This is a genomic window from Salinactinospora qingdaonensis (assembly GCF_039539445.1).
Classification (GTDB): domain Bacteria; phylum Actinomycetota; class Actinomycetes; order Streptosporangiales; family Streptosporangiaceae; genus Salinactinospora; species Salinactinospora qingdaonensis.
On the sequence record NZ_BAABDD010000003.1, the window covers coordinates 18,711 to 32,423 of the forward strand.

The 13,713-nt window shown below is 69.9% G+C and carries 12 protein-coding genes; 7 read left to right on the forward strand and 5 right to left on the reverse strand.

All coding sequences use genetic code 11. The annotated features are described in order from the left end of the window. Window positions 1-4 precede the first annotated feature (4 nt). Window positions 5-952, forward strand: coding sequence for a M56 family metallopeptidase (locus ABD848_RS03970; RefSeq protein ID WP_344967402.1), 948 nt, complete (start codon window positions 5-7; stop codon window positions 950-952). A 155-nt stretch (window positions 953-1,107) separates the two neighbouring features. Beyond that, on the forward strand, window positions 1,108-1,401 hold the full coding sequence (locus ABD848_RS03975; RefSeq protein ID WP_344967953.1) for a DUF2516 family protein: 294 nt from the start codon (window positions 1,108-1,110) through the stop codon (window positions 1,399-1,401). A gap of 89 nt (window positions 1,402-1,490) precedes the next feature. Here ABD848_RS03975 and ABD848_RS03980 read toward each other — a convergent pair whose 3' ends face one another. From ABD848_RS03980 to ABD848_RS03990, 3 genes are all read right to left on the reverse strand, one after another. Beyond that, the gene (locus ABD848_RS03980) at window positions 1,491-3,782 is read right to left on the reverse strand and encodes a hypothetical protein (protein WP_344967404.1); all 2,292 of its coding nucleotides are present in this window, start codon (window positions 3,780-3,782) and stop codon (window positions 1,491-1,493) included. A 1,013-nt stretch (window positions 3,783-4,795) separates the two neighbouring features. After that, complete coding sequence (locus ABD848_RS03985; protein ID WP_344967406.1) at window positions 4,796-5,818, reverse strand: neutral zinc metallopeptidase; 1,023 nt, start codon at window positions 5,816-5,818, stop codon at window positions 4,796-4,798. A gap of 45 nt (window positions 5,819-5,863) precedes the next feature. Then, window positions 5,864-6,856 (reverse strand): neutral zinc metallopeptidase, encoded by a 993-nt coding sequence (locus ABD848_RS03990; protein WP_344967408.1) that lies wholly within the window; start codon window positions 6,854-6,856, stop codon window positions 5,864-5,866. Window positions 6,857-7,101: 245 nt separating this feature from the next. Here ABD848_RS03990 and ABD848_RS03995 point away from each other — a divergent pair, with 245 nt between their 5' ends. After that, window positions 7,102-8,877, forward strand: a complete 1,776-nt coding sequence (locus tag ABD848_RS03995; protein ID WP_344967410.1) for a DUF2207 domain-containing protein — start codon at window positions 7,102-7,104, stop codon at window positions 8,875-8,877. A 13-nt stretch (window positions 8,878-8,890) separates the two neighbouring features. Continuing rightward, on the forward strand, window positions 8,891-9,316 hold the full coding sequence (gene dtd / locus ABD848_RS04000) for a D-aminoacyl-tRNA deacylase (protein WP_344967412.1): 426 nt from the start codon (window positions 8,891-8,893) through the stop codon (window positions 9,314-9,316). A 199-nt stretch (window positions 9,317-9,515) separates the two neighbouring features. On the opposite strand, the gene ABD848_RS04005 is transcribed toward dtd, so the two are convergent. Both ABD848_RS04005 and ABD848_RS04010 read right to left on the reverse strand, forming a co-directional pair. Beyond that, window positions 9,516-9,878 (reverse strand): DsrE family protein, encoded by a 363-nt coding sequence (locus ABD848_RS04005; RefSeq protein ID WP_344967414.1) that lies wholly within the window; start codon window positions 9,876-9,878, stop codon window positions 9,516-9,518. A 61-nt stretch (window positions 9,879-9,939) separates the two neighbouring features. Then, the gene (locus ABD848_RS04010; RefSeq protein WP_344967416.1) at window positions 9,940-10,716 is read right to left on the reverse strand and encodes a GIDE domain-containing protein; all 777 of its coding nucleotides are present in this window, start codon (window positions 10,714-10,716) and stop codon (window positions 9,940-9,942) included. Window positions 10,717-11,064: 348 nt separating this feature from the next. On the opposite strand from ABD848_RS04010, the gene ABD848_RS04015 reads away from it, so the two are divergent. The 3 genes from ABD848_RS04015 (at window position 11,065) to ygfZ (ending at window position 13,549) form a co-directional block, all read left to right on the forward strand. After that, complete coding sequence (locus ABD848_RS04015) at window positions 11,065-11,610, forward strand: heme-binding beta-barrel domain-containing protein (protein WP_344967418.1); 546 nt, start codon at window positions 11,065-11,067, stop codon at window positions 11,608-11,610. 398 nt (window positions 11,611-12,008) lie between these two features. Continuing rightward, entirely contained in the window at window positions 12,009-12,440 is a 432-nt protein-coding gene (locus ABD848_RS04020) for a Fur family transcriptional regulator (protein WP_344967420.1), read from the forward strand. An 80-nt stretch (window positions 12,441-12,520) separates the two neighbouring features. Then, window positions 12,521-13,549 carry a CAF17-like 4Fe-4S cluster assembly/insertion protein YgfZ gene (ygfZ, locus tag ABD848_RS04025; RefSeq protein WP_344967422.1) on the forward strand — a complete coding sequence of 343 codons (1,029 nt, stop codon included), beginning with the start codon at window positions 12,521-12,523 and terminating at the stop codon, window positions 13,547-13,549. Window positions 13,550-13,713 lie beyond the last annotated feature (164 nt).

A 13,713-nucleotide genomic window follows, 5' to 3' on the forward strand; every position in this document is an offset into this window, starting at 1 on the left:
CCGCATGGTCAGTGCCGCCCTACTCGCCACCATCGCAGTTGGCTGCCTCGTCGCAGCGGCACGGCTCCGTAAGGCCACGTGGCCCACGCGCGGCCCCCACGTCGCCGTCGTCGTCTGGCAGGCGCTGGGCTTGGCCTGTGGCGCCGCCACTATCGGCTCCCTCCTGGCTTTCGGGCTCGCCCCCTACGAGGCGGGGGTCTACGGTGGGGTGCTCGCGTTCGCCCAGGACACCATGGACCACGGGTTGCAGGTGTCGGCACTGTCGGCCACCCCCTTCGGTGCGACTCGGGTGGTGGCCGTGATCGCTGCGGTCGGCTTGGCGCTACTGCTGTTCTGGGGGCTGGTCACCTCCTTCATCCACGTGTTGCGTACCCGGCGGCGCCACCACGACCTGCTGCGCTTGGTGGCCCGCGACGACCCTGAGGTCCCCGGTGCTCGCGTCCTCGACCACCCGGCCGCAGCGGCCTACTGCCTGCCGGGGATGTTGCGCTCGCAGGTCGTCGTCAGCGCCGGTGCTCTGGAGGTCCTCGACCGCTACGAGCTGGCCGCGGTGCTGGCCCACGAACACGCCCACCTGCGCCAGCGCCACGACCTGGTGCTGCTGCCCTTCTCCTCCCTCAAACGTGCGTTCCCGCGGCTCCGGTCGATCGAGACCGCCTACGACTCTGTGGCACTGCTCATCGAAATGTGCGCCGACGACCATGCGCGCCGGGAACGTTCCCCCAAGGAGCTGGCCATGGCGCTGATGCGGTTCGGCACCGCCGGCACCGCCACCGTGCCGGCCGGGGCGCTGGCCGCGGCTGCGCCCGTTGACCAGCCCGAGGTCGTCACGCGCGTGTCGCGGCTGCTCAACCCGGCCGCAGCGCTCTCGTGGCGGGCCACCTTGGCGGTGTTGACCGCCGCTGTCGCTCTCCTGTCGGGCACGCTGGCCCTGTGGCACCTGCCCATATAACATTGCCGCCCGCTGGCCAGCCATGACGGACTGCCGGCGAGGTCTCGGGCACGATCGCGACGGCAGCAACGTTTAACCTGGAAAGAGAACCCCGCCAGCGAACTCAAGACCCGCCCGGTCTACTGACGTAAGGATGGGTGCCTGCCGTGGTGGCCATGTCGTTTTTCAGCCTGCTCTGGCAAGTCCTCTACCTGGCGATTTTCGTGACGACCCTGTACGCCCTGGTCGACGCCCTCCGTACCCCCGCCCAGGCGTTTCCCGCTATGGACAAGCAGACCAAGGGGCTGTGGGTTGGGCTGCTCAGCGTCGGAGCGGTGCTGTCGCTGGGGGCGGTCTTCGGCTTCGGCGGCTTCCTGGTGATCCTCTCCCTGATCGCCGCGTTGATCTTTTTGTTGGATGTGCGTCCGGCGGTGCGTGGCATCTCCGGTGACGGCCCCTACGGCCGCTGAGCCCTCCCGCCCCGCCCGCGAGCCGGGGGCTGTGCCGGGAGACGGCCCGGCCGGCGGGCGGGGTGGTGCTGTTTCATGCTTGTGCACACCTACCCGACGCTGCTAGGCGGCTGCGTCGTGGTGAGGGTCGTGGCCGCCCACGACAGCGCGTCGGCATAGGCGGGGTCGGCGGTGTAGTCGGAGTGGCGCAGCACTGGCGGGTAGAGCGCCTCGCCCGAAAGGTGGCCGTAGTGGCGCGGGTCGGGCAGGGGCGTGGCGAACTTGACGGTTGTGTCGCCGAGCCGGATCGGCCCCCCGATGGGGTCAGTGACGCGCCAGAGATTGCGCCAGCCGGTAACCCGCTGGTGCAGCTCGGTCAGGGCGGACTGGCCGAAATAGGCCGGGAAGTAGCGGGCGTAGAGGCGATCCAGGGGTGAACCGTGCGTGAGGAGCACCACCCGCTCGCGGCAGCGCCACGGCAACTGCCAGACCGTGGCCGCAGCAAGCACCGAGCCCTGCGAGTGGCCTGACAGGATGACGCCCGTGCCGGCCCCGGTGAGGGCGGCTACCCGCGTCGCCAACTGGGGAACGGCCCGTTCGGCGTAGCAGGGCGGGGCCAGCGGGTGCGCGGCGCGGGGCCAGAACGTCCCGATATCCCACAGCACCCCCACCGCCTGGCGGGTGGGAAGATCACGGTAGGCGCTGCGTCCCACCCACACCAGTGCGACCAAGAAGAGCCCGCCCAGCCACGAACCGACCGCTACCAGGGCGGTAACCCCGTCCTGTAGCCAGGCGTCGTTGGTCGCGATCGCCGCTGGGCTGGTCTGTGATCCGGCCTGGTGCGGCGCTCCCGCGGCCAGCCGGCCGGTGAGGGCCGCATAGCCGACGAGGCCGACGAGTGTCACGGGAGGCAGCAGCAGCGCCGTCAGACAGGCCGGGACGACCTCCGGCAGCGACGCCAGGGCCCTGGCCCAAGCGATCTCGCGGGTCCGGGAAGCCGTGCGGGAGCGCCCGTAGCGCCGGCCGATCGCCTGGGCGGCCCTACGGCGACGCCACAGGGCCAGTACTGCCAGCCACAGTCCGCAGAGGAGGGCGAGGGCGGCTTCCAGTGTGAAGGTGAGTTGCAGCCAGGCGTAGGAGCTGGGTGGGCGCAGCGTGATACACCCGGCTTCGCTGGCTCCCGGGTAGTAGCAGCCGCCGAGCCAGCCCGCGGTCTGGTAGACCAGCGCCGCGGAGAAGACCCCGCCCAGTAAGACGCCGAACACCACCGTGGCCGGGCCGGACATCCCCCGCATGGCCGTGGTGGCGTGCGGGGGAGCACTGCGGTACTGGACCAAGGCCGTCACCAGCAGCAGCACACTCAGCACGCACTGAGTGACGAAGAGGATGTTGAGGGCGTCGGTGTAGAAAGGCAGCGCCCCAGAGGCTTGCCATTCCGGGCGCGGCCATAGCGCATAGCCGGCGGCGAGCAGGAGCAGGAGCAGGGCGCCGTCGCGAGCGAGGGCGCACCAGAGGGTGGCGCGTTGGTTCCACGTCCCCCCGGTGCCGGGGATGAGAACCCCGGCGGCGCTGCCGAGGCCGACGAGGGCGAGCGCGGCGGCGAGCGCGCTGCCGGCGGTCGTCAGCTCTGTGACCGTGCCGGCCGTCTGGTCGTGCAGGAGGGGCGCGGCGATCAGGAGGCCCGCGACGGTGGTGGCGGCGATGGCGATGTGGGCGGAGCGCAGCCGGCCCACGGTCTCGCCGTTGCGCCAGAACTCGGGGCTGCTCAAGGGGGCGGTGGGCCCCTCCTCGGCGGGTGGGGGCAGGGAGACGGCGTAGGCGGCGCCGGTGCGTCGCGACAGTGACCAGAGTACGGCGATGACCAGTAACGGAAGTAAGGCTCCCGCGGCCAGCGCCCGGCCGGGCTCGGCCAGGGGCGCGCCTGGGGCGGAGAGGAACCCCAGCCAGGGACGCAACTGGGCGCACTCTTGACCGTAGCCGGCGCACTGCCATGCCATAAGGTCCATGCCCACCCCGGCCGCTGCCAGGGTCAGCAACGCGGTCAGCGAGAGCCCGAGGAGGCGGACCAGCCCGTCATAGCAGGCGTCAGCGGCGCGGTGGGCGGGCGGGTCGTGCTGGTCGGACCGCCGTGGCCGCATCCAGTAGGCCATGTTGACCAGCATGAACGGTAACAGCAACAGCCACAGCGCCCGGGAGGCGCTGCCCGAGGTGAGGTTGCCCCACGCGAACGCCTCCTGGTCCACGCCGGGCACGGTGTGAGTGTCGCTCTCGGTTCGGGGGCGAAAGAAGCCGGCAAGCTGGTCACCGGCGCGTCGCACGGCGGGCGACACCGCGAGCAGTTCCTCGGCTGTGGCGCCGCTGACACCGTGAATCCTCAGTTCGATCGCGCGTTCGTCGGCCATGGCTACAGCTCCGTTCTTGGGGTGGGGGCGGTAGCGGCCCGCATCGGCCGGGGCGGGCCCGACGCGGCGGCGGGAGCAGCACGTTTCGTACAGCCCGACGGGGGCGCACCGGGCTGTCGTGACGTGCGTTGGAGGCCAGAGGGGGACACATGGCGGATCTTTACACACCATTGCCGGAAAAACCATGGGTGGCCACCTGGTTTCCGGTGGGCAACGGTGGAGGTGTTGGCTCGTGTCTGGATCGTTGCGTGGTCTCGGTGGTCTTGGCGGGCGGGTCGTAGTGGAGGCTGGCGTTTGCCCGGGTCTGGAGAGGGTGCTGTTCGCTCGTGCCTCGATCGCTTCGCGATCTCGGCAGTCCTACGGGGCACCGCTGGGAGCAAGCAGAAACGACACGGACCGCCATAGGAGTAACGGAACGTCATTACCGTGCGCGATATCGCTGCCGGCCAGGAGACCACTTTCGCGCAATATCACTGTCACGCGGAGCGCCGCTGCCACACGACGGTGCTACCTCCCAAGACACCACTACCGCCCACAGCACGACTGCCACACGACGGTGCTGTGGGCGGATGCAGCGGTGGTCGGCACTCTTTTCCGGGGGTGGTGGCCGAGGTCGTCCCAGAGGGCATTGAGCCGCGTCCCCATCCCACCCCACCGTGCCCACAGCCCAACCCCAGGCTGCCGCGATCGCGGCGCGAGCGACGGGAAACCCCGTATGCTCCCCTCAGGCCACAGCCATATCCCGCCGCAAGCCCCAGGGGGTGAGAGCAAGGCAAGCCCACCGGCGGGGCGAGGGATCGGACCGGGCGCTCCATCACCGGCGAGGCGAGCCGTACCCGGAAGTGGTGCGGGCACACGAGGCGGACATGGCGCCGCCCTTACGAAGGCAGGGCTGTCTCGGCCGGTGGCTGTGCGACCTGTCGCCCATGCTGGGCACCCGCGGGGGACAGGCCGCCCTTCACCCGGTCACGGACGGCTCTCTCGGGGGAACGTCGCTACCTCCGTTTAACCGGTCAAGACACGAGGTCGGCCTCGACGTTCCAGGTGTTGCACGCCCCGGGACTTTGGTAGCGCATGCCGTGCTCGGTCCACATGACGCTGTTGGCGGCTGAACCGTGCGTGCGCTCGCTGGGAGGGCTGTTCTCCCGGTCGGCGGTGGCAGCCGCATCGTCGAGAACGGCGCTGCGGTCGGCCGCGTCGAGGGGGTAGCTAGCGGAGATGGAGCCCAGGAACGCGCCGGCCAGGCAGTTGGCTTGGAGCTCGCCGCGGCGGGTCCAGGCGTTGCGGTCGACGACGGTGGGCTCTTGGCTGCGCTGGTCGTGGTAGTACTCCAGCAGCCCGGACTGAGCCTGCACGTGGTGGCCGTACTCGTGGGCGAGGAGTGAGGCGTAGACGACGCTGTTTTCGGCGCCGTTCCACTTCTTCACCACGTCGGAGACCCCGATGTAGAGGCCTTGGCTGGCTTGGCAGTAGAAGGCCCCGGCTGAGGAGGGGTAGTCCCGGCAGGGGCTGGTGCCGGGCTGGGTCCAAAAGACTCGTTCGGGCGGCTGGAAGGAGAGCCCCGCCTTAGCGAACTGGGTTTCCCAGACCTGGTCGAGGCAGTCGGTCATGAGGTACAGGAAACGTTCCATGGCGGCCGGGTCGTCCACCTGCACCTCGGGGGCCGGGCAGGGGAGGGGGGACAGCCGGCCGGTGGCGTAGAGCGGGTTGGCGCGCAGCGCCCGCTCCCCCGAGGGCCGGTCGGGCAGGCTGGACTCCTCGTCGCCACTGGGGGCCTCCCTGGGCACCCCGCCAGCGTGCCCGTTGCCCTCGGCGACACTGGGCTCGGGGGTTGTTGCGGTCTGCGTGGCGACGTTGAAGACACCGTGCTCGTCGCGGACGGCCATACTCGACGCGAATACAGCCGCCGCCACGAAGGCGACCGCGAGGAGGACATGGAGCAGCGGGCGGTGCCGCCGGCCCCGGCGACGTCGTCCCCGCGTCGAGCGCACGCGAGGTGGCCGCCCTTCAGGACGTTGGCTGTCGTCACGCTCCACGATCCCCGCTGTGCTCCCGTCAACTCGACACGTGCCGTATCGGCGTTACTGGACCAAGTCGCTGCGGGCCTGCCAGGTGTTGCAGGAGGCCGGGTCCCGGCGATCCATCCCGTGCGCGGTCCACAGGCGGCTGTTGCGCGGCGATCCATGCGTGCGGTCGGCGTCGGTGAAGTCGCCACGTCGTTCCGCGTCTTCGAGGATATTCGCCTCCTCGTCCGATCCAATGGGAAAACTCGCGCGAATCGAACCGAGAAACGCTGCGCCAAGACAGTTGGCCTGGAGTTCGCTTTTGCGCGTCCAGGCGTCGCGGGAGCTCACCACGCTTTCGGCGCCGCGTCCGGCGTGGTAGTGGCCGAGGATGCCCGCCTCGCTTTGCACGTGATGAGCGTACTCGTGGCTGAGGAGGAAGGTATAGGCCTCAGGATTACCGTTGTGGCCGGATTTGTGCACGATGTTTTTGACGCCCAGGTAGAGCCCCCTGTTGGCCTGGCAGTAGAAGGCGGCGGTGCCTTGGGAGGGGTATTTGCCGCACGGGCTCTGCCCGGAGGCGTACCAGTAGATCCGGTTGGGAGCCTGAAACTCCAGATCGGCGTCGTCGAACTGTTGGGACCACGACCGGTCCATGCAGGTGGTCATCGTGTGGAGGAACCGCTCCATCGAGGCCGCGTCCTCGATGTCGACGCTGGGCGCCGGGCAGGCCACCTCGACCAGTTCACCGGTGGTGTAGAGGGCGTTGCCGGAGAGGACGTCGCCGGTGTCGGAGGTCCCGGTGGGCTCCTCGGCTCCGTCGGTCTCCTCTGCCGTCTCCTCCACCGGCGCCGTGTTCCCCCCAGGCAGGCCGCTCGACGCGACGGGCCGGCCGTGCTCTCCGGAGGGCTCGATGAGGGCGGCGACGGTGAGGAAACCGGCGAGCCCGACCGCGCCCAGGCCGAAGGCGATGACGGCCCCCACGCCGATGCTCAACCGTCTGCGTGGTTTGCGCGCGTAGGAAGGCAGTGCGTAGGTGTCACGCGCGTCTTCTCGGCTGCCCGCCTCCATAACACCACCGTTCTCGTACCTCGTGTGGTTTTCGCCCGCAGACCGCACCCCGCGGCACCGATGGGAATGCTCCCACCCGCAGTGAGAAGAGCCATTGTGGGGACGGCCACGGATGATTTTCCCGATTATCACCGGTACGGACGACACCGTTGACACCACCGACCCTCAGCCGTCTGCGACGGAGGAACGCGAAAGGCCCTTCCGGGGAACGGATAGGCTCTCTCGCCATGGGCTGGGTTAGACGTATGCGCCCGACGATTGTGGCCGGGCTCGGACTGCTGTCGGTAGCGGGGCTTGCCACCGGCGCCGCAGCCCAGAGCAGCGCCGCCCCTCCCCTTGAGGAGAGCCCGGCCCCGCCCGCGGCCCACGCCGAACCCGGCGGTCACGGTAACGGCTCGGGCATCGACAACGCCATCGAGCTTGTCCTTGAGAAATCGGGGGTGCTGCGCGCTCGGGAGACGATCAGCTTCGGCGCCGACCCACCGGAGCGGTTCACACGCACCTTCGTCACCCGTGAGCCCTACGACGACGGTCATGACCGGCTTTGGGAGATGAACCACATCGCGGCGAGCACCGGGGACGGTGCGACGGTGGAGACCACGACCACCGAGCACGAGCAGACGCTCGATGTGGAGCTGCTCACCGACTCAGCCGAGCAGGTGATCCTGGAGTACGAGGTCCGCGGCAGTACGAGCCGCATCGGTGACCGCGTGGAGATGGAGTGGGTGGCGGTCGGCGGCTACAGCGCCGCGGTAAGCGAGACGACCGTCACCGTCACTGCCGACGCCCCGCCGCTGGCGCTGTCATGTGCGGCGGGAGATCCGCGGAGTTCCATCTACTGTGCCTCCTCCGACATGGGCAGCCACCAAGCGCTCATCGCCCGCTTCATGCAGACCGACATGGCGCCGGGACACATGCTCAGCATCGTCGTGGGCTACCCGCCCGGTACCGCCCCCGACGCCCCCATACTGGCCCGCACCTGGTCACTGACCTCGGCGTTCGCGATCACTCCCCTGACGGGCAGCGTGTTCGGGCTGCTGCTGCTCGTGCTGGTGGGCGGGCTGGTGCTGCTCATCAGGGTGCGGGGGCGTGACGAGCGGGCGCTGCGCACCGAGGCCAAGGCCGGTGATACGGCGCCGCTGTCGAACGCCGAACACGGCGGGCTGCGCTTCCGACCACCCGACGACGTCCACCCGGGCCAGATCGGAACCCTCGTCGACGAACAAGCCGACGTCGTCGACATCACCGCCTCTGTCGTGGACCTGGGCGTGCGCGGCCACCTCGCGATCGAGGAGCTGCCCCACGAGCGGAGCTCCTCGTTCGACTGGCTGCTGACCCGGCTGCCCTCGCCGCCTGAGGACCCGCTGATGCGCTACGAGCGACTGCTGTTGGATGCGCTGTTCCACGCCGGTGACGAGGTGCGGCTCTCGCAGTTGTCGGAGGGGTTCGCGCTGCGCCTGGCCGGGGTGCGCGATGAGCTCTACCGCGACATGGTCCGGCTCAAGTGGTTCGCGCGCCGCCCCAACCTGGAGCGCAACCGGTGGACCAGTATGGGCATCGCGCTCACTGGGGTGGGCGTGGTCGCGACCGTTCTGCTCGCGATCTTCACCTACGCGGCGTTCACCGGGCTGGCGGTCATCATCGCGGGCGCGGCGGTGACGGTGGGCGCACAGTCCATGCCGGCCAAGACCAAGCTGGGCAGCGCGGTGTTCGCCCACACCCTGGGGTTTCGCACCTACCTGCTGCGCACCAACGGCGAGGACGTGCCGGCGGATCGGCGGGTAGCGGTGCTCTCGCGCTACCTGCCCTACGCGATCATCTTCGACGACGTCGACCGGTGGGCGCAACTGCTAGCCCGCGCCGGCTCGGCCCCTGCGGAGGGCGACGAGCTGGTGTGGTATCGGGGGCCGCGAGACTGGCACATCGACGACTTCGCCGATTCCATCAAGACCTTCACCCTGACGCTGTCCGGTGTCATCTCCAACACCAGGCAGTTCAAGACGCTCAGTTACCTGAGTTAGGAAGAGACCAGCTATGCGAGTGGTCGCCCAGCGCGTCAGCCACGCCGCCGTGACCGTCGACGGGACCGTCGTCGGCGCTATCGACGGCCCGGGAATCCTGGCTCTGGTGGGCGTGACGCACGAGGACACCGAGGAGCAGGCGCGGCGCATCGCGCGTAAGCTCTGGACGCTGCGGATGCTGCCAGAGGAGCAGTCGTGCTCCGACATCGCCGCGCCGCTGTTGGTGATCAGCCAGTTCACACTCTACGGCGACGCCCGTAAGGGCCGCCGGCCGACGTGGCAGGCCGCTGCGCCGGGGCCGGTGGCCGAGCCGCTGGTTGAGACCGTGGTCAAGGAGCTGCGCGGCTTGGGAGCCCACGTCGAGACCGGGGTTTTCGGGGCCGAGATGTCGGTGTCGCTGACCAACGAGGGGCCGTTCACGGTGCTGCTGGAGAGCTGACCGGCCCGCCCGACCCACCAGGCCACGGTGGCCGGACGAGGTTGGTGTTTTTGGACGGGCGGCGAGGACCGGCGGTGGGCGCACGCGGGTGAGCGCCTCCGCTGTCGCCCCAGGCCGGCGAGATCGCGAAGCGATCGAGGCACCGGCCGACGGAGAACATCCCTACGGTCCCGCACCCCAGCCGTCCGGACAACAGAACCTAGTACACGAGGGCCTGCACGCCCTCGCCGGTGATTTCCTCGACGAAGGTCGGGGCGCCGGCGATGCGGGCACCGGCGATCAGATCCGCCTCAGTCAGCTCGCGGCGGGCCGCGCATTGGGAGCATACGGTGACGCGCCCCGCCGCGAGGACAGCATCGAGCAGCTCGCGCATCGGAACGGCGTGCGGGAGGGTGAACTGCTCGGCTCGCCCCGGCACAGCGAACCAACTGGCCTCGCCGGTAAGCCACAGGGAGACATCCGCGCCGCCGGCTACGGCTGCCGCGGCGACGGTGAAGGCTTGGTTGCACCGCTCCGGAGCATCGTCACCGGCGGTGGCCTTGATCACCAACGAACGGGTCATAGCGGCCAGCGTAGTGCAGTGGGACGCCCCTCCCGCCCGTCCGTGCCTCTTGGCGGCGGCCTCACCCGGCGATGAGGGTCAGCATGAGGCCGGCGCCCACCGAGGCGATGGCGCCACCGCCGACCAGGAGGGCGTTGGCGGCGGCGGGGGCGGGGGCAACATCGCGGGGGGCGTCGTGTTCGATACGCACGCGGCCCTCCGGCGGGGCCACGATCACCGGACGGCCGTCACGAAGCTCCACCCGACCGTGGACGACGATCGGATCGCCGCTGCGCAGCACCCACTCGCGATACTCGAACTCGATGGTCTCGCCCCGGAACACTCCCGAAATGCGGCCTTTGACCCGGCCGAGCAGGTCGTCGGCGGGAGCGGGGACACCCTGCTGTGGACGGCCCACGACTCGTTGGAGGCACATGTGAACCCCGTTGAGGTCGGCGTCTTGGGGCATGACGAGGACAGGGGTGGTCTCGCGCCGGCCGGCCCGGCCCGCTCCGACGATGCCGAACGGTTCGGGGGAACTGTATTCGGCGATGGAGTCGCACCGGCGCACCCGCACCCGTTCGCCGCTGCCGTCAGGGTCGGCCCACTGCCAGTAGTGCCGAAGCACATCGTGGCCCTGCCACACGCAGTCGACGCGGGCCAGGCGCGACTCGGTCTCACCGGCGGGGCCGGCCACCGCCGTGCCGGTGAGGGTCACCTGCTGGCCGACCAAGCGGGTCAGGGCGGTCGGGCGTATCGCGGCGAAGGCGCGCTGGGACAGCCAGCGGCGGACCAGAATGACCGTCAGAGGCGCCAGGACGGCCGCGCCGATCAGGAGGGCTATCCCGAACTCCAGCATCTACTCCGCCTCTTCTCTTCGCTTGTCTTCATCCGTGGAGGTCATCGATCGTTGCTTGATCATCTGCCGACTTAGCTCGTGGTTTGCGGCGGCCAGTGTCCGTTGGCATCGCGCCGCGACGGCCGTGGCCGGTACTCACGGCTGGCCGCGCCGCCCGCGGATGGCCGGATTGCCATGGTTGCGCCCCGTGATACCCGACACGTCCAACGGCCGCGCTAATAACAGATTGACAACGGCGGTGCGGTCACAGACGGCGAATGGTCACGGCCGGACACAGCCTGACATACCGGATCGGCGGCGGCCCGCCACGTACGGGGCGGTGCGCTCACGGAGCTAGTCTCGGGGGTTATGCAGCCTGAGGTGCACCCGGATTTGGAAAAACTGTCGTTCCTGCTTGGCCGCTGGGAGGGAGTGGGCGTCGCCGGCTATCCCGACATGGAGGAGTTCCGGTTTGGCCAGGAGGTCGAATTTACACACGATGGCGAACCGTACCTGACCTACCGGAGCCGTGTGTGGCGAATCCGAGAGGATGGGTCACTTGGGGATTTTGTCACTGCCGAATCGGGGTATTGGCGGGTTCGACCGCCCCAGCAAGGGGACGGGGAGCAAGAGGTAGCGGCCACCCCGGACTCGCCGCCCGTACACGTGGAGGTGCTGTTGTCGCACCCGGAGGGCTTCAGCGAGGTCTATCTCGGCAACATCTTCGCCTACCGGGTCGAGCTCTACACCGACCTTGTGACCCGCACGGAGACCGGTATGCAGACGACCGCCGGACACCGACTGTACGGCCTGTTCGGCGAGAACCGCGAGACGCTGGGCTATGCCTGGGACCTCGCGGCGCGCGGCCACGAACTCCAGTCGTACATGTCGGCTCAGCTCAAGCGCGCCGGATAGCCCGCCCGGCGCCACGGCCGGCGGGAACCGCAGGGCAGACGGGGCGGGAGGACGAGTCGGCGCCGGTGGCAAGGACAGACCCCCGGGCCTAACTCCGCCGCGCGCGGCGGGGCCGGCTGGACTGGGCCGGCCGCCCGGGGGTCCGGGTGTCCACTGTGGATTCGCTAGGGCGAATCAGGCGATGCCGCTGCCCTAACGGGCGGACACCTCGCGAGTCCTATAAGCATTCACTGTTAGGACCACCTCCTTTCCCGCGTGCTTATGACGCTACGTCGGCCGCGGCGCAGGGGGCAAATGTTTTTTCGGAGACCCTCTCGGACCGAGAGTCGCGCGTGAGCATGGACTCCGGTGGGCCACCACCGGCCCACCACTGTCGCGATAAACATAGACTCGGTGCCATGTCGCAGACATCGCGGACGTGGCGCGAAGAACTGCGCTCGCTGGGCTACCGGGTGACGCCGCAGCGCCAGCTCGTGTTGGACGCGATCAGCGAACTGGAACACGCCACCCCCGACAGCATCTGCGCCCGAGTGCGGCAGACGGCCTCCGGGGTGAACCTCTCGACGGTCTACCGCACGCTCGACGTCCTCGAACGCGCTGGACTGGTCAGCCACACCCATCTGGGCCAGGGGTGCACCGCCTACCACCTCGCCGAGGAGGCGGACCACCTGCACGTGGTCTGCCGCGGCTGCGGCACCGTCTCCGACATCAGCCTGGAGGTGGCGGCGCCCCTCGTCGACTCGCTGCGCGACACCGTGGGGTTCGAGGCCGACGCCAAGCACCTGACGGTGCACGGGCGGTGCGCGAACTGTCGCGGCGAGGACGGTTGAGGCGCCTTAGCTTGGGGGCATTGGAGCGGAGGTGCCCCGGGACGAGGTAACGGCCGGCCGATGCGCATAGGCTCGGTGGTATGAGTTCGCCGCTGCTGAAGCACCCCGGTGCCGTGGCCGCCGATCCGCCCGACGCCGACATCGCCGCCCACTACGGAGAGCCCGTCCACGAGCAACGTGCGCTGGAGCGCGACGCCGGGTGGGTCGACCGCGGCAACCGCGGCGTGGTCCGCGTCACCGGGCCCGACCGGCTGTCCTGGCTGCACAGTCTGACCAGCCAGTACCTGGAGGGAACCGCGCCGGGGACCGCCACCGAGGCCCTGGTGATGGACACCAACGGCCACATCCGCCACCACATGTCGATCGTCACCGACGACGAGGCCGTGTGGGCCCACGTCGAGCCCGGCACGGCCGCCGATCTCGCCGCGTTCCTGGACTCGATGCGGTTCATGCTCCGCGTCGAGGTCGCCGACATCAGCGAGGAACGTGCCGTGCTCACGCTCGCCGGTCCCGAGCGCGAGACGCGGGCGCGCGAGGTGATCGACGCCCTCGACGACGTGGTCCTGAGGCGCACCGCCCGCGAGACCGACCTGCTGCTGCCCGCAGTCGCGCTGGAGGAGACCGCGCAGCGGCTCACCGAGGCGGGGGTGCGTCCGGCCGGACTGTGGGCCTACGAGGCGCACCGGATCGCCGCGCACCGGCCCCGGCTGGGCCTCGACACCGACGAGCGCGCCATCGCCCACGAGATGGGCTGGATCGGCACGGCCGTGCACCTGGAGAAGGGGTGCTACCCCGGGCAGGAGACGGTCGCCCGGGTGCACAACCTGGGCCGACCACCGCGCCGCCTAGTGCTGCTCCACCTTGACGGTATGGCCGAGCGGTTGCCCGAACGCGGCGCCGCCGTCGAGCTGAACGGGCGCTCGGTGGGGTTCGTGGGGTCGTCGGCACGCCACCACGAACTCGGCCCGATCGCTTTGGGGCTGGTCAAGCGCAACGTCCCGGTGGACGCCGAGTTCGTCGTCGACGGCATCGCGGCGGCCCAAGAGGTGGTCGTCTCCCCCGATACTGGGGCGAACGCCCAGATCAATCTGCGTCGTCGGCCGGCTTAGGTGTGGTGCTCCCGCCGCCCGCGCACGGCGGGAGCTGTGCCCCCGGGAAGGGGAGGGTCACCGGCCACGAGCTGTCCGCGTGGCCGCCCCTGCCCGGGTCTGGTGGCGCCTTCGCTCCCCTGACGGATCGTGCGCGGCGGTGAGGTGGGGCGCCTGGACCGGTT

What these genes read in the sequence shown, in the direction of transcription:
- ABD848_RS03980 (WP_344967404.1), bottom strand. Translation starts at nt 3,782, where the DNA reads ATGGCCGACGAACGCGCGATCGAACTGAGGATTCACGGTGTCAGCGGC.
- ygfZ (WP_344967422.1), top strand. Translation starts at nt 12,521, where the DNA reads ATGAGTTCGCCGCTGCTGAAGCACCCCGGTGCCGTGGCCGCCGATCCG.
- ABD848_RS03975 (WP_344967953.1), top strand. Translation starts at nt 1,108, where the DNA reads ATGTCGTTTTTCAGCCTGCTCTGGCAAGTCCTCTACCTGGCGATTTTC.
- dtd (WP_344967412.1), top strand. Translation starts at nt 8,891, where the DNA reads ATGCGAGTGGTCGCCCAGCGCGTCAGCCACGCCGCCGTGACCGTCGAC.
- ABD848_RS03995 (WP_344967410.1), top strand. Translation starts at nt 7,102, where the DNA reads ATGCGCCCGACGATTGTGGCCGGGCTCGGACTGCTGTCGGTAGCGGGG.
- ABD848_RS04020 (WP_344967420.1), top strand. Translation starts at nt 12,009, where the DNA reads ATGTCGCAGACATCGCGGACGTGGCGCGAAGAACTGCGCTCGCTGGGC.
- ABD848_RS03990 (WP_344967408.1), bottom strand. Translation starts at nt 6,856, where the DNA reads ATGGAGGCGGGCAGCCGAGAAGACGCGCGTGACACCTACGCACTGCCT.
- ABD848_RS04005 (WP_344967414.1), bottom strand. Translation starts at nt 9,878, where the DNA reads ATGACCCGTTCGTTGGTGATCAAGGCCACCGCCGGTGACGATGCTCCG.
- ABD848_RS03970 (WP_344967402.1), top strand. Translation starts at nt 5, where the DNA reads ATGGTCAGTGCCGCCCTACTCGCCACCATCGCAGTTGGCTGCCTCGTC.
- ABD848_RS04015 (WP_344967418.1), top strand. Translation starts at nt 11,065, where the DNA reads ATGCAGCCTGAGGTGCACCCGGATTTGGAAAAACTGTCGTTCCTGCTT.
- ABD848_RS04010 (WP_344967416.1), bottom strand. Translation starts at nt 10,716, where the DNA reads ATGCTGGAGTTCGGGATAGCCCTCCTGATCGGCGCGGCCGTCCTGGCG.